The sequence below is a fragment of the Parafrankia irregularis genome (genome assembly GCF_001536285.1).
Taxonomy (GTDB): domain Bacteria; phylum Actinomycetota; class Actinomycetes; order Frankiales; family Frankiaceae; genus Parafrankia; species Parafrankia irregularis.
The window spans coordinates 146,374-163,375 of record NZ_FAOZ01000009.1; the positions used below are offsets into that span (position 1 = coordinate 146,374).

General features: G+C 71.3%; 17 protein-coding genes. 11 read left to right on the forward strand and 6 right to left on the reverse strand.

Features of this window, described 5'->3' with window-relative positions:
- Nucleotides 1-116 precede the first annotated feature (116 nt).
- From AWX74_RS16915 to AWX74_RS16925, 3 genes are all read left to right on the forward strand, one after another.
- Nucleotides 117-398 carry an SAM-dependent methyltransferase gene (locus tag AWX74_RS16915; protein ID WP_193209655.1) on the forward strand — a complete coding sequence of 94 codons (282 nt, stop codon included), beginning with the start codon at nt 117-119 and terminating at the stop codon, nt 396-398.
- A 55-nt stretch (nt 399-453) separates the two neighbouring features.
- The gene (locus tag AWX74_RS16920; protein ID WP_091277723.1) at nt 454-1,146 is read left to right on the forward strand and encodes an NADPH-dependent F420 reductase; all 693 of its coding nucleotides are present in this window, start codon (nt 454-456) and stop codon (nt 1,144-1,146) included.
- 190 nt (nt 1,147-1,336) lie between these two features.
- A complete protein-coding gene (locus AWX74_RS16925; RefSeq protein WP_091277725.1) occupies nt 1,337-1,822 on the forward strand; it encodes a hypothetical protein in 486 nt (161 codons plus the stop codon).
- Between the two features lie 58 nt (nt 1,823-1,880).
- On the opposite strand, the gene AWX74_RS16930 is transcribed toward AWX74_RS16925, so the two are convergent.
- A complete protein-coding gene (locus tag AWX74_RS16930; protein WP_091277727.1) occupies nt 1,881-2,189 on the reverse strand; it encodes a HypC/HybG/HupF family hydrogenase formation chaperone in 309 nt (102 codons plus the stop codon).
- A 277-nt stretch (nt 2,190-2,466) separates the two neighbouring features.
- On the opposite strand from AWX74_RS16930, the gene AWX74_RS16935 reads away from it, so the two are divergent.
- Genes AWX74_RS16935 through AWX74_RS16955 form a run of 5 tightly spaced genes read left to right on the forward strand, consistent with a single transcriptional unit; the run spans nt 2,467 to nt 7,153 of the window.
- Complete coding sequence (locus tag AWX74_RS16935) at nt 2,467-3,747, forward strand: hydrogenase small subunit (protein ID WP_091277729.1); 1,281 nt, start codon at nt 2,467-2,469, stop codon at nt 3,745-3,747.
- Nucleotides 3,744-5,465 (forward strand): nickel-dependent hydrogenase large subunit, encoded by a 1,722-nt coding sequence (locus tag AWX74_RS16940; protein ID WP_091277732.1) that lies wholly within the window; start codon nt 3,744-3,746, stop codon nt 5,463-5,465. Before AWX74_RS16935 ends, AWX74_RS16940 begins: the two co-directional genes overlap by 4 nt.
- On the forward strand, nt 5,462-6,289 hold the full coding sequence (locus tag AWX74_RS16945) for a cytochrome b/b6 domain-containing protein (protein WP_165615663.1): 828 nt from the start codon (nt 5,462-5,464) through the stop codon (nt 6,287-6,289). Before AWX74_RS16940 ends, AWX74_RS16945 begins: the two co-directional genes overlap by 4 nt.
- Entirely contained in the window at nt 6,286-6,840 is a 555-nt protein-coding gene (locus AWX74_RS16950; RefSeq protein ID WP_242666277.1) for a HyaD/HybD family hydrogenase maturation endopeptidase, read from the forward strand. Before AWX74_RS16945 ends, AWX74_RS16950 begins: the two co-directional genes overlap by 4 nt.
- Nucleotides 6,833-7,153 carry a hydrogenase/urease maturation nickel metallochaperone HypA gene (locus AWX74_RS16955; protein ID WP_091277734.1) on the forward strand — a complete coding sequence of 107 codons (321 nt, stop codon included), beginning with the start codon at nt 6,833-6,835 and terminating at the stop codon, nt 7,151-7,153. Before AWX74_RS16950 ends, AWX74_RS16955 begins: the two co-directional genes overlap by 8 nt.
- A 10-nt stretch (nt 7,154-7,163) precedes the next feature.
- Here the strand turns inward: AWX74_RS16955 and AWX74_RS16960 are convergent, their stop codons facing one another.
- The 3 genes from AWX74_RS16960 to AWX74_RS16970 all read right to left on the reverse strand — a co-directional run bounded on the left by AWX74_RS16960 (nt 7,164) and on the right by AWX74_RS16970 (nt 10,124).
- Nucleotides 7,164-7,940, reverse strand: a complete 777-nt coding sequence (locus AWX74_RS16960) for a GNAT family N-acetyltransferase (protein WP_207550347.1) — start codon at nt 7,938-7,940, stop codon at nt 7,164-7,166.
- 128 nt (nt 7,941-8,068) lie between these two features.
- The gene (locus AWX74_RS16965) at nt 8,069-9,040 is read right to left on the reverse strand and encodes an ADP-ribosylglycohydrolase family protein (RefSeq protein ID WP_091277738.1); all 972 of its coding nucleotides are present in this window, start codon (nt 9,038-9,040) and stop codon (nt 8,069-8,071) included.
- A gap of 70 nt (nt 9,041-9,110) precedes the next feature.
- Nucleotides 9,111-10,124 carry an alpha/beta fold hydrolase gene (locus AWX74_RS16970; RefSeq protein ID WP_091277739.1) on the reverse strand — a complete coding sequence of 338 codons (1,014 nt, stop codon included), beginning with the start codon at nt 10,122-10,124 and terminating at the stop codon, nt 9,111-9,113.
- 299 nt (nt 10,125-10,423) lie between these two features.
- On the opposite strand from AWX74_RS16970, the gene AWX74_RS16975 reads away from it, so the two are divergent.
- Nucleotides 10,424-11,101 carry a TetR/AcrR family transcriptional regulator gene (locus tag AWX74_RS16975; RefSeq protein WP_091277741.1) on the forward strand — a complete coding sequence of 226 codons (678 nt, stop codon included), beginning with the start codon at nt 10,424-10,426 and terminating at the stop codon, nt 11,099-11,101.
- Between the two features lie 29 nt (nt 11,102-11,130).
- Here the strand turns inward: AWX74_RS16975 and AWX74_RS16980 are convergent, their stop codons facing one another.
- Both AWX74_RS16980 and AWX74_RS16985 read right to left on the reverse strand, forming a co-directional pair.
- A complete protein-coding gene (locus tag AWX74_RS16980; protein WP_091277743.1) occupies nt 11,131-12,633 on the reverse strand; it encodes a DHA2 family efflux MFS transporter permease subunit in 1,503 nt (500 codons plus the stop codon).
- Nucleotides 12,634-12,820: 187 nt separating this feature from the next.
- Nucleotides 12,821-13,528 (reverse strand): TetR/AcrR family transcriptional regulator, encoded by a 708-nt coding sequence (locus AWX74_RS16985; protein WP_091277746.1) that lies wholly within the window; start codon nt 13,526-13,528, stop codon nt 12,821-12,823.
- A 140-nt stretch (nt 13,529-13,668) separates the two neighbouring features.
- Here AWX74_RS16985 and AWX74_RS16990 point away from each other — a divergent pair, with 140 nt between their 5' ends.
- Together AWX74_RS16990 and AWX74_RS16995 are read left to right on the forward strand one after the other, a co-directional pair.
- Entirely contained in the window at nt 13,669-15,396 is a 1,728-nt protein-coding gene (locus tag AWX74_RS16990; protein ID WP_091277922.1) for an N-acyl-D-amino-acid deacylase family protein, read from the forward strand.
- Nucleotides 15,397-15,432: 36 nt separating this feature from the next.
- Nucleotides 15,433-16,650 carry an amidohydrolase family protein gene (locus AWX74_RS16995; RefSeq protein WP_091277748.1) on the forward strand — a complete coding sequence of 406 codons (1,218 nt, stop codon included), beginning with the start codon at nt 15,433-15,435 and terminating at the stop codon, nt 16,648-16,650.
- Nucleotides 16,651-17,002 lie beyond the last annotated feature (352 nt).

Here is a 17,002-nt window from a genome sequence, read left to right on the forward strand (position 1 = left end):
TTGTGCGGATCGTGCGATCGTACACCGGCAGGTATGGTCCTCTTCGCATCTCTTCGAAGGTGCCGGGTGAAGCCTGGTGTTTCGGTCTTCCATGCCGGGAGTGCCAGGATCCCGATGTGACAGTGGCATGGATGCCGGACGACGCCGCGAGCACCTTCGATGCCCGGAAGGTGTTCGACCAGGACTACCTCTATTTCTACGCCCCGCGGCTTACGGACGGTCGCAGCGAGGCGGAGGCACAGCTGATCTGGAAACTGCTCGAACTTGAGCCCGGGATGGAAACACTCGATCTCGCCTGTGGCCAGGGGTGGATCGCCAATCGGCTGGCGGCTCGCGGGTGCAGGGTCACCGGCCTGGACACTGTGCCGCTGCGACGGGCTCCGTCCGTGGGCGGGTGATGTCGATCTTCTCGGTGGCGGAATGTCAGGCGTGGGACCAGAGGTTGTCCCGGGTATGACGACCCTCGGACTGATCGGTAGTGGAAACATCGGTGGAACGTTGGCGAGACTTGCCGTCTCGGCCGGGTATGACGTCGTTCTGAGCAATTCACGCGGCCCGGAGACCCTGGCCGACCTGGTGGCCGAGCTCGGGCCGCGGGCCCGGGCGGCGACGTCCGCCGAGGCCGGCGCCGCCGGCGACCTGGTGGTGGTGACGGTGCCGCTGCGGGCCTACCTGGACGTCCCGGTCGAGCCGCTCGCCGGCAAGGTGGTCATCGACACGAACAACTACTATCCGGAGCGCGACGGCGTCATCCCCGTTCTTGAGGACGAGTCGACCACGACCAGCGAGCTGCTTCAGGACCACCTGCCCACCTCGAAGGTGGTCAAGGCGTTCAACAACATCTACTTCAAGCACCTGCTGGAGCTCGCCCGGCCCACCGGCGCTCCGGACCGCGCGGCGCTGGCGATCGTCGGCGACGACCCGGCGGCGAAGGCGACGGTCACCGCGTTCCTCGACGCGATCGGCTACGACACGGTGGACGCGGGCCCTCTCGCCGAAGGCTGGCGTTACCAGCGGGACACCGCGGCCTACGGCCCTCTGTACGCCCCCAACGGTTTCGAGGCGAAGCCCGTGCCGGCCGACACCGCCACCGTACGGGCCGCGCTCGCCGCCGCCCGCCGGTACGCGGACCTCGCTGCCGGGTGAGCTCACCAGCAGGTGAGACGGCTGGTGGGCGCGTTGACCTCGGCGCGGCCATGCGGGCGTCGTAGGCCGGGTGCCCGGCGCCGGGAAGCGCCGTGGCGCACCCTGAGGTGAACGTCTGGGGCTCGACAGGCCACCATGGCGGCATGCGAGTCATGGCGTTGCCCCGGCACCCCGGTTTCGGGAGCGTGTGATGTCGTCCGGGTTCCCGTCAGCGGGGCTGCCACCGATCGCTCGTGCCATCGGGCGGGAGGTGACCGCGGCCTGCGCGGCCGTCGTCGCGCAGGACCCGGACACGCTGCACGCGGTCTGCGGCCGGCTGCGGGCACTCGACGAGCCGCAGGTCCGGGACGTCCTGCACGGGCTGACACTGGGGCTGATCGAGCAGGCGTTCCCCGACGGCCTCGACGCGGCCGACCTGCGCGCGCTGCTGGGCGATGTCCTGCGCCCAGCAGCGGCGTGGTTGCCGGGCCTGGAGGTCTACCCGGTCGCCGTCGTCGTCACCGGCGTGCTTTCGGTGCACGAGTCGGGCGCTCCACCCATCGACGCCGAGGTGCTCCTCACCGCCTGCGCGGTGGTGGTCAGCCACCTGCTCGAACGGCTCGGCGCCCCACTCGACGCCGAGCTGGCCCGCGTCTTCGACGAGCTTCGCCAGGCGCAGACGATGGAGATGCCATGACCCGGAGCTGGTGAACGCCCGGGCCGGCTGGTGTCCGGACCGGTCGGCGCACGGCCGATCAGGTGGTCGCCGGGCCGCGGCTCGGTTCATGCCGGGGCGGTCGCACCGGGTCGTCCTGGGCCGCCAGCTCGTCCTGCAGGACGTCGCCGAGGGAACGCAGCAGCTCGAGGGTGCGATGGGCCTCGGCCTCGTCGACCAGGCTGATGGCGAAGCCGACGTGCACGATGACGTACGCGCCGATCGCCGCGTCGTCGGCGACGTAGGCCAGGCAGACCTCGCGGGTGATCCCGCCGAAGTCGACGGTGCCCATGAGAAGGCCGGCGACGTCGGTCGTCGCGACAATACGGCCAGGTATCCCGAGGCACACGGCGCCGTGGTCCCCTTCCGGTGCTAGGCCGGATGCCGGTATCAGGCCGGGATTCCGGGTGAGGGGTTCGGCGGTTTTCCGGGCGGCGGCGCTGGTCCGCCGTCCCGTAGTGCATTTTCCGGACCGCTGGCGGCGGCGGCAAGGGACGTCTGGCCCGCCCATTCGGCTCTGATGGACTCCCGCGCCCACCCGCTTCGGTTCCTGCGCTGTCGCGCGGCCGGTCACTAACGTCCACTCGACACGTTTGTGGACGTACCCGGGGCGGGAGGCACCCGAATTGACGAGCGAATCCGGCCGGCCGTTGTCCGCGCGGCTCGCGGGCGCTGGGGTCGACCGACGGTCGTTCCTGAAGTTCTGCGCCGGTATCACCGCGACGCTCGCGTTGCCGGCCCAGCTGGCTCCCCGGGTCGCCTACGCGTTGGACCAGGCCGACCCGATCTCGGTGATCTGGCTGGAGTTCCAGGACTGCGCCGGTGACACCGAGGCTTTCCTGCGCTCGCGTAACCCGACGGTGGCCGATCTCATTCTCGGGATGATCTCGCTGGACTACCACGAAACGGTGATGTCCGCCGCCGGTGAGGCCGCGGAGAAGGCCCGCGACGACGCGGTGGCCCGCGGCGGGCACCTGGTCGTCGTCGAGGGATCCATCCCGCTGGGAATTCCCGGCTCGTGCACCGTGGGTGGCCAGTCGGCGGAGAACATCCTGCGCGACGCGGTACGCGGCGCGGCCGGCATCATCAACGTCGGTACCTGCGCGGCCTTCGGCGGGATCCCGGCGGCCGGGCCCAACCCGACCGGTGCGGTGCGGGTCGAGGACGTCGTGGGCGGCGTGCCGGTGGTGAACCTCACCGGCTGCCCCGTCAACGCGGACAACCTGACCGCCACCATCGTGCATTACCTGACCTTCGGCGAGTTCCCCGAGCTCGATGGTTTCAGCCGGCCCCGGTTCGCCTACGGGGAGCGTATCCACGACACCTGCCAGCGGCGCGGCCATTTCGATGCCGGCCAGTTCGCCGAGAAGTGGGGCGACGAGGGCCACCGTAACGGCTGGTGCCTGTACCGGCTGGGCTGTAAGGGCCCGAGTACCTTCCACAACTGCCCGAGTGTCCGGTTCAATGGCGGGACGTCCTGGCCGGTAGCGGCCGGGCACGGGTGCGTGGGGTGTTCGGAGCCGGGTTTCTGGGACACCATGTCCCCGTTCTACGACCGGCTGCCGCATGTGGCGACGTCCGGTTTCGACCTCACCGCCGACCAGATCGGTATCGGTGTGCTGGCGGCGACGGCGACGGGCTTCGCCTCGCACGGCGTCGGAAAGGTAGTCCAGCACAAGGTGGCCGCGCGGCGGGAGAAACGGGCCGCGGCGGAGCTCGCCGAAAGGGCTGAAAGCGAAAACGCGGACGGCGGCGCAGGTGAGAGTGAAAGCGAAGCCGCGAGCAAAAGCAGCAGTGAAAGCAGCAGTGAAAGCAGCAGTGGACGCAGTAGTGGAAGCAGTAGTGGAAGCAGCAGTGGAAGCGCAGGCGCAGGTGCCGGTGGCGAGGAGACGGGCGAAACGAGATGAGTCGGCTTGTCATCGACCCGGTGACCCGGGTGGAGGGCCACCTGCGGGTCGAGGTTCAGGTGGACGGAGGCCAGGTCACCGAGGCGTACGCGTCCTCGACGATGTGGCGGGGGATCGAGACGATCCTGACCGGGCGCGACCCGCGCGACGCCTGGCTGTTCGCGCAGCGGATCTGCGGGGTGTGCACCACGGTGCACGCGCTGGCGTCGGTGCGGGCGGTGGAGGACGCCGTCGGCGCTGTTCCGCCGCGCAACGCCCGGCTGCTGCGGGACATCATCGCCGCGTCACTGTCCGTCCATGACCATGTGGTGCACTTCTACCACCTGCAGGCGCTGGACTGGGTCGACCCGACCTCGGCGCTGAAGGCCGACCCGGCGGCCGCCGCGGCGCTCGCGCAGTCGATCTCCGACTACCCGCGCTCGACCGCGGGCCTGTTCGCCGCCGTCCAGACCCGGCTCAAGGTGTTCCTGGAGAGCGGGAAGATCGGCCCGTTCACCAACGGCTACTGGGGGCACCCGGCCTACCGGCTCAGCCCCGAACTGAACCTGATCGCGTTCAGCCACTACCTCGACGCGCTCGACTTCCAGCGCGACTACGTCCGGGTGCACGCCCTGCTCGGCGGGAAGAACCCGCACCCGCAGACCTACGTGGTCGGCGGCATGGCGTCCCCCATCGACCTGAACAGCCAGGACGCGATCAACGACAACACGCTGCAGGAGATCACCCAGATCCTGCAGCGCGGCGTTGACTTCGTCGAGCAGGTCTTCCTGCCCGACCTGGAGGCGATCGCCGCCGCATACCCCGAGTGGACGACCTACGGCCGGGGGCTGGGCTCCTACATGGTGTTCGGCGACTACTCGCCGTCCCCGCCGCGCATCGCCCGGCCGCCCCGCGACGGGCTGTTCCCCGGCGGGGTCATCCGCAACGGGAACCTCGCCGCGGTGGAGCCGTTCGACCCCTCCGGCATCGCCGAGTCGGTCGCCCACTCGTGGTTCCGCTACGAGAAGTCCGACGCCGCCGGGCTGCCACCGTGGCTGGGGGAGACCGAGCCGCACTACACCGGCCCGGAGCCGCCGTTCGAGGAACTGGACGTCGCCGGGAAGTACACCTGGCTGAAGGCGCCCCGCTACCAGGGCATCGCCGTCGAGGTCGGCCCGCTGGCCCGGCTGCTCGTCGGCTACGGCACCGGGGACGCCCGGCTGCGCCCGATCGTCCAGGGGGCGCTGGACCGGCTGCACCTGCCGCCGGAGGCGCTGATGTCGACCCTCGGCCGGGTGCTGGCCCGCGGCCTGGAGACCCAGCTGATGGCACGGCACGCCCTGGATCTCGTCGCCGAGCTGCGGGACAACGTCGCCGGCGGCGACCTGACGATCGCCGACACCGGCCGGTGGCGCCCGACGTCCTGGCCGGACGGCACCCTGCGCGGCGTCGGCTTCCACGAGGCTCCCCGCGGCGCGCTGTCGCACTGGGTCGTCATCGAGAACGACCGCATCCGCAACTACCAGGCGGTGGTGCCGACCACCTGGAACGCCAGCCCCCGCGACGCCGCCGGCAACCCCGGCGCGTATGAGGCCGCGCTGGTCGGCACCCCCGTCGCCGACCCGCACCGGCCGCTGGAGGTGCTGCGGACCCTGCACTCGTTCGACCCGTGCATGGCCTGCGCCGCGCATCTCTACGACATCGACGGCCGCGACATCATCGAGGTGCGGGTCCAGTGACGGCCCCCGCCCCCAGCAGCGCCGGGGCCAAGAAGGACGCCGGGAGCACGAGGGCCGTCGAGAACGGCAAGGACGGCCACGGCCACGGCCACGGCGACGGCGACGGCGACGTCGCAGGCCCGGGCAGGGGCGAGGCGCCGGAGTTCGTCCGGGTGCGGGTCTGGGACCTGCCCGTCCGGCTGATCCACTGGCTGCTCGTGCTGGACCTCGTCGTCCTGTCCGCCACCGGTTTCCTCATCGGGACCCCGGCCATCGACCCGGGCGGCCACACCTACTGGATGTCGTGGACGAGGAACATCCACAAGGTCACCGCGTATCTCTTCATCGCGCTGATCCTGGGCCGCGTCATCTGGCACCTGCGCTCGCCGAACCCCTGGTCGCGCTGGACGGAGTGGATACCCGCCAGCCGGGAACGGATCGGCCAGATCGTGCCGTCGGTGCGGTTCTACACGTTCCTCACCCGCGAGGCGCCTCCGGTCGTCGGCCACAACCCGCTCGCCGGCCTCACGTACTGCGTGCTCTACACGATGTTCGGGGTCGAGATCGTCACCGGCCTGGTGCTGTGGGGCATCGAGGGTAACGGCTGGGCCTCCTGGCTCACCGGCTGGCTGCTCCATGTGGTTCCGCTGCCGACGATCCGGCTCGTCCACCATCTGATCATGTGGCTCACCTGGGGCTTCATGATCCACCACCTGTACAGCGCGATCCTCGTCGACCGGGTGGAGGGCACCGGGGTGCTCAGCTCGATCTTCTCCGGCAACAAGTTCCTGCCGAAGGAGCACGCGAAGGACCACGCAAAGAGTGATGCAAAGGACCACGGGTGACGGCGTCGGCCGCTCCCCGTGAGCCCACCTCCGTGGACGTCCTGCGTCAGCCGCCGCCCGACGGCGAGCTGGAGGCGCCCGTCCTGGTGCTGGGCATCGGCAACGAGTTGCTCGGCGACGACGGCGTCGGCGTCGTCGCCGCCCGCCAGCTGCAGCAGCCGGCGATCCCCGGCGTCGACGTCCTCGACGGCGGGACCCTCGGCCTGATGCTCATGCCCTACCTGGCCGGCCGGCACGCGGTGCTCATCATCGACGCCGTGTCCACCGAGCACGGCCGGCCCGGCGACGTCGTCGTCCTCGCCGACGGGGACGTCCGCCGCGGCCACGGTGTGCGCGCCACCGCCCACGACATCGGCCTCGTCGACGCGCTGGCCGCCACCGAGCTCGCCGGCTGCGCGCCGCGGCACGTCGCGCTCGTGGGCATCGTGCCCGAGTCCATCACCGACCGCTGGGGCCTCAGCGCCCTGATCGACTCGCGACTGGACGTCCTGGTCGCGGTCGCCCGTTCCGTTCTGACCACGTGGAAGGTGAAGGTTCCCGGACATGCATGAGGCAGGACTGGCCCGCGCCGCCGTCAACGCCATCATCGAGGCGAGCGAAGGGGCTCCGGTACGCACCGTGGTTCTCGCCGCAGCCACCGGGGTCGACATCGCCTCGGCCACCGCCGCCTGGCAGGCCGCCGCGGCCGGCACCAGCCTGGAGACCACCGACCTGTGCTGGCAGCGTGCCACCGACCGGCTGCGCTGCTTCGCCTGCGGGCACGAGTACGATGGCGCCCGGCTCGATCCCTGCACCGCCTGCGGCGGCAACGGCCTCGTCGTCGCCCCGGCCGACGAACTGGCCGTGATCAGCTGGACGCACTGAGTCCGCCAGCTCAGCGGTGGAGCAGCTCGGACGCGCTGCCCACCTGCTGGGCCCCGATTCCGAGTAGCAGCGCGTTGGCCGGCTTGTTGTAGTCGTCGACCTCGGCGGTCACCGAATCGACGCCGGCGCGGTGCAGCGAGCCCAGCAGCTCGGCCAGCATCGCCCGGGCAATGCCGTGGCGGCGCCGCGCCGTCCGGACGGCGACAAGCCCCAGGCGGGACCGGCGGGGCACCCGGGCGACCCGGGCGAGCCCGAGATATTCCCCGTCCTGCGCCGCGACGACATAGGCCGCGGGGTCAATGACGCCAACCGTTCCGTCCGGCCGGCTGCGTAGTTCCACGGGCATGGACTGCCACCCGGCGGCAGCACCCACTTCGGCGCGTACCACCCGATCGAGCTCGGACAGCGGCGCCTCCGCGGCCTGCCCCAAGGGCAGGATTTCGATCCCGGATGGCGCCCGAATCTGGTCCAGCCCGGTGATCTGCGGGTCGGTGGCGACCGTGTACACGCGTTCCTGGCGGTAGGTCACGAAGCCCGCGTCGCGCCAGCGGGCGCGCGCCTCCACGTCCTCGTCGTCCACCAGCGTGTAGACGATCTCCGGCAACTCGGCGAGCATCGTGGCCACCAGCGGCTGGAAGACCCTGTCCTGCCAGGCGTCGACGCCCAGGAACAGTCGGCCATCCGGTCGGCGCAGGGCTTCGCCCCGGCCCACGACGAGGTCGTTCTCCAACGCATGCCAGTGACGGTCCTCGACGACTCGGCTGATCACGACGGCGTCGTTGTTCACCCCGGAGATGTTAGACCGACCCGATCGGTGAACCGTCCCGCGCAGTACCACCAACCGCATCGATCAGCTCGAAAGTCACGATCAGATCCACGGGCAGCCTCGGGACGTACTTCGGAAACGGGCCCTGGCTAGCCCTGACGCAGGGTGTGCAGGGCGGGCGCGAGATGGGCGATCTCCGTCGCGTACTCCAGCCGCTCCGCCCAGCGTGGCGGCACAGCGCCGACACCGTCGCGCGCACCCAGCAGACCGCCGGCTATGGCGCCGGTGGTGTCGGAGTCGTCGCCGCGGTTGACCACGTCGACGAGCAGCTCCTCCAGCGGCGCGGGCTGCTGGATCGCCCAGACGGCCACGGCGAGCGAATGCACGACGTACCCGGTGGTCGGCAGCTCGGTGAGCCCGATGGTGGCCGGGGTGGCGAGGGCCGCGACGACCTCGGCGGCGCCGCCGACGTCCGATCCTGCTCGCGCTCCCGCGCCCGCCGCCTGGTCGGCGCCCAGGGCCGCGACCGCGTCGCCGCCGGACCGCAGGGCCGCGCCCACCGGCGCACCGTCGACCAGCGCCGAGACGATCGCGGTGTAGGCGACGCACGCCTGCACACAGCGCGGATCGGCGTGGGTGACCGCGCTGATCTCGGCCGCCTCTCGCGAGCACAGCTCGGGTTCGACGCGGGCGAGACCGGTCGCCAGCGCCCGCATGAGGCTGCCGTTGCCCGCGCCACCGCCCCCGGCCGCGGCGGTAGCGGCGGCGCCGGCCGTCAACGGGTCCTCGCCGGCGGCGATGCGCCGCAGGGACGCGGCTGTCATACCGCCGATGTCGCGGGGCCGGCCGTCGTACCAGCGCATGATGTGCTCGATGACGGCACCGAGCTGATAGCCGCCGGAGCCGGCGTAGGCCCGCGCCACCGCGATCGTCAGGTCGGTGTCGTCGGTGCCCTGACCGGGCCGCCAGCCGAATGGGCCGCCCCCGGTGATCTCGGTGTGCACCCCGTGCCGGCGGCGGATCTCGCCCGGGCTCATGAACTCCAGTGTGGCGCCGAGCGCGTCACCGGCGGCCAGCCCGAGCAGCGCACCGTGCACGCGCTCCAGCGCGGTGATGGTCATCGTCGGGACGCTACTCCGGCCCGGGACCCTGACGGGACGACGATGAGGGAACGGGCTCCGCGGGGGTGCCTCAGGTCTGGTCGGGGAGCGGTTCAGGACGTCCCGGTACGCGCGGTGCGGCCAGCCGGCCGAAGTGCACGTCGACGGCGGCGAGCCAGGCCAGTGGCCGGCTGGCGTGCGGGCTGTGGTCGGCGTCGGCGATCACGGCGAGGTGCGCGGCCGGGATGCCCTGAGCCAGGGCCGCCGCCGACGCGCGCAGCGTGGTGTCGTGCTCGCCGACGACGACCGTCGCCGGGCACGCGATCTCGCCGAGCCGGTCGACCATCGACGGGTACGCGCCGAGCTCGCGGCCGAGCGCGACCAGCGCCTCCGGATCCAGCTGGTCGAACCCGGCGAGCGCGCGGTCGGCGGCACTGCCGCCGGCGTGGACCGACCGGACCGGCTCATCGACGATCGCCGGCGCGCCCTGTCCGCCCACGGCGCGCCTGCCCTCGCCCGTCGTCGCCTCGGCTGCCGATGTCTCCGTCGTTGCCTCGGTCGTCGGTGCCGGGTCGCGTGCGGCGTGAACGGCGCTCGACACAGCCGCCGCACCTTCCAGCAGCGCCGACACGACTCGCCGGGCGACGCCGCCGGTCGCGGCGGCGGGTGCGGCGGCCGTGTCGACGAGCACCAGCGAGCGCACCCGGCCGGGATGCTCCAGGGCGCACCGCAGCGCGACGACCCCGCCCATCGAGTGGCCGATGAGATCGACGGCGGTCAGGCCGAGCGTGTCCAGCAGCGCGAGGAGGTCGGTGAGCAGCAGGTCGAACGTGTAGGACGAACGCCCGTCGGCCCGGTCGCTGGCGCCGTGGCCGCGCTGGTCGTAGGCGATCACCCGGCGGGTGGCGGCGAGGTCCGGCGCGACCCGCGCCCAGTCGGCGGTCGTCCCCGCGATGCCGTGCACGAGCACGACCGGTGGGCCGTCCGGGTGGACCGTGGCTGGGCGCAGGTCCTCGACGTGCAACTCGACCCCGGCCGCCACCTCGACGCGCCGCGCCGCCACCTCGACGCGCCGTGCCGCCGATTCGATCGCCGGCTCGACCATCCGGGCACCTCCCGACCGTTCCCGCCGCCCGTTGCCGCGGACGCGGTGGGCCGCTCGCGGCCGCCGGCGGTGATCCTGACCGTCCCATGATGGCAGGTGAAGGGGCGCGGGTGGCTCAGCCGGCGGGCTGGCCTCGCCACTGCGCGGCGAGCAGCTCGTAGGACCGCCGCCGGTCCGCCTCGTCGAAGGTCGTGGTCATCCATTAAAACCATCGTCATGGTAGGGAAACGCGGAGGTCCACCGAGTCGGTGGCGCCGTCGTGGGATCGTTCGCCGGGCTCATCCGGGTAAGGTGGCCGGGTGGGCAGGGCGAAGGTCGCGGACGCGGCTGGAGATGCCAGCTTCCGGGGGAGGATCGACAAGCGTCAGGCGATCCTCGACGCAGCCTTCGTCGTCTTCGCACGTGAGGGCTACGCCCAGGCCAGCATCGATCTGATCGCCGCCGAGGCGGGCGTGGCCAAGCCGACGATCTACAACCATCTGGCGGGCAAGGAGAACCTCTTCCGGCACGCGATGGCGGCGGCGGCGGACAGGACGACCGCCAGGACCCTCGCTGCCGTCAGCCGGCTCACCGCCGACGTCCCCGACCTGCATCTGGCCTTCGTCGAGGTCGGCCGCGCGCTGCTGGACTGCTACTGCTCGGCGGACTCCTGGGCACTGCGCCGCCTGTTGCACGCCGAGATCGTCCGTTTCCCGGACCTGTTCGACCTGGTCGGTGCGAGCGGGCCGGGGCAGGTGGCCCAGGCTGTGGCGGATCGGCTGGCTCGGCTCGCGCTCGCCGGCCGGCTGCGGCTCACGGACCCGGTCGAGGCGGGTGAACAGTTCGTCGCGCTGCTCACCGGCCCCGTCGCCGGTCGCAGCGCGCTGGGCACCCTGCCGTTCGACGACGTCCAGCGGCAGGCCGCGGCCCACAGTGCGACCGTCACGTTCCTGCGGGCTTTCGGCGCGGAGCCGACCGAGTCGACGGGTGCCGCGTAGAGCTGCTCGCACGCGATCCGCCGCCGCGTTCAGGTCGTGGGGGACACCGGCTCGGGGTCGGTGGGGGTCGCGGTCGTGTCCGCGGCTACGGCGGTGGCCGCGGCGGTCCCCGCAGTCGCGGGGCGGCCGGGCAGCAGGAAGCCGGCGGCGAACACGACGAGACCGGCGGCGACGGGCCACCAGAACGCGTTGCCGAAGGAGCCGACCGTCGGCGTGGCGTGCGCTCCTCCGCCCTGCAGGATCAGCGCGACCACCGCCACCCCCAGGGAGGCACCGATCTGGTTGAGGATGAACACCGCGCCGGTCGCGCCGGCGACCGCGTCCACCGGGACGGTGCGGTACACCGAGCCCATGGTGGGCGCGCCGACCAGTCCGAGGCCGAGGCCGACGGCGAACTGCGCCGGTGTCAGCAGCGCCTGCGAAGTGCCCGCGTCGGAGCGGGTGAACGCCAACGCGCCCAGGGCCACCAGCAGCGCGCCGGTGGGAACGAGCAGCCGGGCCCCGATGCGGTCGGCGAGGCTGCCGGCGAGCGGCATCCCGATCATGGCGCCGACACCGAGCGGGGCGACCAGCAGGCCGGAGGCCAGCACCGTGTGCCCATGCACCTGCTGGTAGTACAGCGGGAGCAGGAACAGCAGCGCGAACAGGCCGCCGCCGACGAGAAGCATGATGGTGACGCTGGCGGTGAAGCCCCTGCTCACGAACAGCCGCAGGTCGAGCAGCGGAGTGGCGGCCGTGCCCAGGGCGTGGGCGACGTAGCCGGCGAACAGCGTGGCACCGAGCAGCAGGCCGACCAGCACGGGGGCGCCGCGAAAACCGTCGCTGCCCGCGCGGGACAGCGCGAACACGATCGCGGCGAAACCGGGGCACAGCAGGAGCACCCCGAGCGTGTCGAGGGGCGCGGCCGCGTCACCGCGCGGCGGATCGGCGGGCAGCACCAGGACGGCGAGCACGATCGCGGCCACCGCGAACGGGACGTTCAGCAGGAACATCCACTGCCAGGACAGGTTCTCCAGCAGCAGGCCGCCGACGATCGGCCCCAGCACCGGCCCGAGCGTGATCGGGATGGAGATCAGGCCCATCACCCGCCCGATGCGGGCCGGGCCGGCCGCGCCGGCCACCACCGTCATCATGACCGGGTCGATGGTTCCGCCGCCGAGGCCCTGCAGGATGCGGAACGCGATCAGGCTCGGTGCGTTCCAGGCGACCGCGCACAGCAGGGAGCCGGCGAGGAACAGCGACAGGCCGAGCAGCCACAGGCGCCGGGCGCCGAACCGCGCCATCGCCCAGCCGGTGAGCGGGATGGCGAGCGCCACCGCGAGCAGATAGCCGGTGGTGACCCATTCGATCGTGCCCAGCGAGGCGTCGAACTCCCCGGCCAGGGTGCTGATCCCGACGTTGACGATCGTCGCGTCGAGGTAGGACATCATCCCACCGAGCACCATCACCCCGACCAGGATCAGCAGGCCGGAGTCCAGCCGCGGCGGCCCGCCTTCCGCCGGGTTCGGCCCCACCGTCGAAGCTCCCGTCATCGAGTCCTCCGATGAAATCGCTCTCGCTCTAAAGTGAACCGAGCGGTTCAAAATGATGGGTTGGACGGTAACACGCGGACATGGTGGCAGGACGGTCGGCTCGGCATCGGCTCGGCGTCGGCGCGGTACGCCGAGTCGGTACTGAGCCGATGCGCGGTGCCGGCCGCCTACGTGGGGTGTCGCCGCGTCAGGTACTGCTCGGATCCGATGGGCGCGGGCTCGCGAAGATCGAGGTGATCCAGACCTGGCAGGCCTCGCGGGCCTGGCTCGTGTCGATCAGGTCCGCGTCGACGAGGAGGCTGGCCGCGAGGCCGCGCACCAGGCCCTGCAGCAGGATCGCTCCGGTGGCCGGGTCGAGGTCCGCCCGGACCGAGCCGTCGCGCTGGCCCTGCTCGATCAGCATGGCCCAGCCGTCGCGGCTGCGCCGGTCGGCGTCGGTCATGCCCCGCACCGAGGCCTCGGTCGGGAAGGTCGCCCCCCACATGACGATCAGGGCGCGGTCGGCGCTGGTGGGGTTCTCGAACCGCTCGACGTACGTGTCGACCGTCGTGCGCAGCAGGTCGATGCCGGGAGTGTCGGCGACCCGGCGCCCGTCCCGGGTCGCCGCGGCCACCATCGCGTCGTCGATGTGGTTCTGGGCCCGCTGCGCGAGCCGGGCGACCAGTTCGTCCTTCGAGCCGAAGTAGTGGTTCGGTAGGCCCCGGCTGGTACCGGCGCGGCTGCCGATCCGGGCCAGCGACGCGCCTTCCACGCCGCGCTCGGCGACGAGGTCCGCGGCCGCGTCGAGCAGGGCCTCCTCGGACTCGTTGCGCCGTTCGACCTGCGTCCGACGTGGCTCGACCTGGCTCCGACGCGATTGGACCTGCGTCCGACGTCCAGGGGTGGCCGAATTCATGAACGGCAGCGTACTTGTCCGTTGTCTGAACGTCGCCGTTCCACGCGACACTTGTTGAACGCTCAGCAAGGATGTTAGTTTGCCTGGACCTGGCGGGCGGTTCCCGGGGAGATCCCGGGGCGGTTGGTGGAGGCGTGAAGATGGCCTTATACGACATCGTGATCAAAGGCGGCACCGTCATCGACGGGCTGCGCACGCCTCGCTACCGGGCCGACGTCGCGATCAAGGATGGCCGGATCGCCCAGATCGGGGTCATCAGCGCCACCGACGGAGCCGAGGTCGTCGACGCCACCGGCAGGATCGTCGCCCCGGGCATCGTCGACATCCACACCCACTACGACAGCCAGCTGTTCTGGGACCCGTGGGCGACGATGTCGGGCTGGCACGGCGTCACCACCGTGCTGATCGGCAACTGCGGCTTCGGTTTCGCGCCCTGCCGGCCCGAGGACCAGGACCGCACCATGCTCAGCCTCTCCCGCAACGAGGCGGTGCCGGTCAGGACCATGCGCGCCGGGATGCCGTGGGACTGGGTCACCTACCCCGAGTTCCTCGACAGCATCGACCGGACGCCCAAGGGCGTGAACGTGATGTCGCTGGTGCCCCTGGCGCCGCTTTACACATACGTCGTCGGTGTCGACAAGGCCAAGGAGCTGCGGGCGTCCGACGACGAGCTGGACCGGATGTGCCAGCTCCTGCTCGAGGGGATGGAGGCCGGCGGCTGCGGCTGGAGCTCGCAGATCGCCGGTGACCTGTTCAACGTCCAGCTCGACTACGACGGCACGCCCATGGTCACCGACATGATGACCGAGCGTGAGGTCGTCGCCTTCTCCCGGGCGCTGCGCCGGATCGGCCGGGGCACCACCCAGATCACCGGCCAGCTGGAGACCGCGGCGCTCATCGCCCGCGAGAGCGGCCGCCCGATCATCTGGAACGCGCTGGCGCCCACCGGCTCGGTGAACCAGCACGGCGAGTCGCAGTTCCCCCACCTGGCCACCATCGCCCGGCTCAACGAGCTGAACGAGTCCGAAGGCCTGCGGGTCTTCGCCTCGGCGCAGATCGTGCGCTTCCAGTCCGAGATCGTCCTGGAGAACTACAACCTCATGGACATCTTCCCGGCCTGGAAGGAGGCCGGGCTCGGCACCCTCGAAGAGAAGATCGCCAAGTTCGCCGACCCGGGGCGGCGGCCGGCACTGCGCGCGGCGGTCGACGAGCTGGGCGGTGGCTTCGGGGCCGCCGGCTACCCGCTGGCGGAGATCACGGTGAACTGGATCACCAGCGACGCCCGGGACGCGCTGGCGCTCAAGGAGCGCTACGAGGGCTTCACCATCGGCGAGATCGCGGCCCGGGAGGGCAAGCACCTGGCCGACGCCATGCTCGACATCGCCGTCGCCGGTGACCTCAACGTGGGCTTCGGCACGACCATGATCGACATGGACACCCAGGCCGTCCGCGAGGTGGCGTCCTGCGCGGTGGCACTGCCCGGCATCAGCGACGGCGGCGCGCACACCAAGTTCGTCACCACCGCCCGGTTCGGTACCGAGCTGCTCGGCCACTGGGTCCGCGAGCACGAGATCATGTCGCTGGAGGAGGCGCACTGGCGGCTGTCCGCCTACCCCGCGATGGCCGTCGGGCTGCGTGACCGCGGGTCGATCGCCGAGGGCCGCCCGGCCGACATCATCGTCTACGACCCCGACACCGTCGACGCGCTGCCGCAGGAGCGGCTGTTCGACTACCCGGCCGGCGAATGGCGGCTGGTGCAGAAGGCCGTCGGCTACGACCGGATCATCGTGAACGGCCGGACGACCTTCGTCGACGGAGTGTGCACCGACGACACGCCCGGCCGCCTGCTGCGGCACGGCACCGCCTGACGACGGAACAGACCAGAGCGCACGAAGGGCGACAGGATGAACGAGTTAGGCGCGCGAACTCCGCGGCTGTTCGATGCGGACAACCACTACTGGGAGACGTCCGACGCGTTCACGCGCCACCGTGACCCACGGTTCGCCGATCGCGGGGTCCAGGTCAAGGAAGTCGACGGAGCGCTGCGCTACCTGGTCGACGGGGTGCGGACCGAATGGCTGCCCGGCCCGGCCGACGTGCACCCGCGGCCGCTGCCCGGGGCGTTCCTGGAGTATTTCCAGGGTGGCACCAGCCGGGACGTCTTCCTGGCCGGTTTCACCGAGAGCGCCGCGGACCATCCGGACTGGTTCGAACGCGATGCCAGGCTGGCCGTGATGGATACCCAGGGTGTCGATTCCACCTGGATGTTCCCATCGCAGGGGGTGGTGATCGAGCCGCTGTTGCACACCGACCCGGAGGCGGCGATCGAGTGCTACCGCGCCTTCAACCGGTGGGTCGAGGAACAGTGGGGATTCGCCTACCGAGATCGTATCTTCGGCGTTCCGTACATCACCATGTGCGACCCCGACGAGACGGTGCGGGAGCTGCGGTGGTGCCTTGACCACGGCGCCCGGGTGGTGAACATCCGCCACGGCGCCGCCGTCACCCGCGACGGCAACCGGTCACCAGCAGACCCGATGTTCGACCGGTTCTGGCATCTCGCCGCGGAGGCCGGCATCGTCGTCGCCACGCACGACGGCTCGGACGAGACCTACAACCGGGTCAACGAGCTGATGGGCGAGGCATGGGGTGAGGCGCACATGGCCGGCATCGCGCCCGGTGACACGCAGCGCCTCGGCCAGTCGTCGACCTTCTCCGGGCTCACCAAGCACCGGACGGTCCACGACTTCGCCTACGTCCTGGTGGCGCATCGGCTTTTCGAACGATTCCCGAAGCTGAAGGTCGCGTTCATCGAGAACGGCTGCGCCTGGGTGCCGTCACTGCTGCTCGCGCTCGACTACCTGGCGCACGGCGGCGGATTCGCGACCAGCCCGCGAGACCAGTTCATCGAGCACTGCTGGGTGGCGCCGTTCGTCGAGGAGGACGTCCACGACCTGGCGAAGTTCCTGCCGGTGGAGCGGATCCTGTTCGGTTCCGACTGGCCCCACGGCGAGGGTTTCCCGGCGCCGAAGGACTTCCTCGCCAACGTCGCCGGCTTCACCGCCGCCGAACAACAGCGAATCATGTACGACAACGCGCGGGAGCTCACCTTCCCAAGCTGAGCTCGCCTCCACCGAGCGCCGGTGCCCGTCCTGTCCACGGCGCGGGTTGTTCGACAGACGCACGGCCCCCGTTTTCCGATACTGAGATCATGGCGGACGACGACGCCCAGCACCGCGGCTCCGAAGGCGACGACCCGCACGGCCGGCCCGAGGTGATGATCCATCGCGCCGGGGCGGTCGGCGGTGTGTCGACTCGGGTCGGCGGGCCGTCAGGGGCACGCGTCCTGGCGGCCGACGTCTGGAAGGCCGACGGGGTGATGGCCGGTGACAACAACCTGCAACGAAACGTCACCTTCCTGCGTCTGGAGAGGCCTCGGGTCACCTGCGGGTCGGCCGTCGTCGGCCCGGAGTC

Bases quoted from the DNA above. Each gene is read 5' to 3' on its own strand.
- AWX74_RS16990 (WP_091277922.1), top strand. From the start codon at position 13,669: ATGGCCTTATACGACATCGTGATCAAAGGCGGCACCGTCATCGACGGG.
- AWX74_RS16970 (WP_091277739.1), bottom strand. From the start codon at position 10,124: ATGGTCGAGCCGGCGATCGAATCGGCGGCACGGCGCGTCGAGGTGGCG.
- AWX74_RS16925 (WP_091277725.1), top strand. From the start codon at position 1,337: ATGTCGTCCGGGTTCCCGTCAGCGGGGCTGCCACCGATCGCTCGTGCC.
- AWX74_RS16995 (WP_091277748.1), top strand. From the start codon at position 15,433: ATGAACGAGTTAGGCGCGCGAACTCCGCGGCTGTTCGATGCGGACAAC.
- AWX74_RS16985 (WP_091277746.1), bottom strand. From the start codon at position 13,528: ATGAATTCGGCCACCCCTGGACGTCGGACGCAGGTCCAATCGCGTCGG.
- AWX74_RS16965 (WP_091277738.1), bottom strand. From the start codon at position 9,040: ATGACCATCACCGCGCTGGAGCGCGTGCACGGTGCGCTGCTCGGGCTG.
- AWX74_RS16920 (WP_091277723.1), top strand. From the start codon at position 454: ATGACGACCCTCGGACTGATCGGTAGTGGAAACATCGGTGGAACGTTG.
- AWX74_RS16955 (WP_091277734.1), top strand. From the start codon at position 6,833: ATGCATGAGGCAGGACTGGCCCGCGCCGCCGTCAACGCCATCATCGAG.
- AWX74_RS16940 (WP_091277732.1), top strand. From the start codon at position 3,744: ATGAGTCGGCTTGTCATCGACCCGGTGACCCGGGTGGAGGGCCACCTG.
- AWX74_RS16980 (WP_091277743.1), bottom strand. From the start codon at position 12,633: ATGACGGGAGCTTCGACGGTGGGGCCGAACCCGGCGGAAGGCGGGCCG.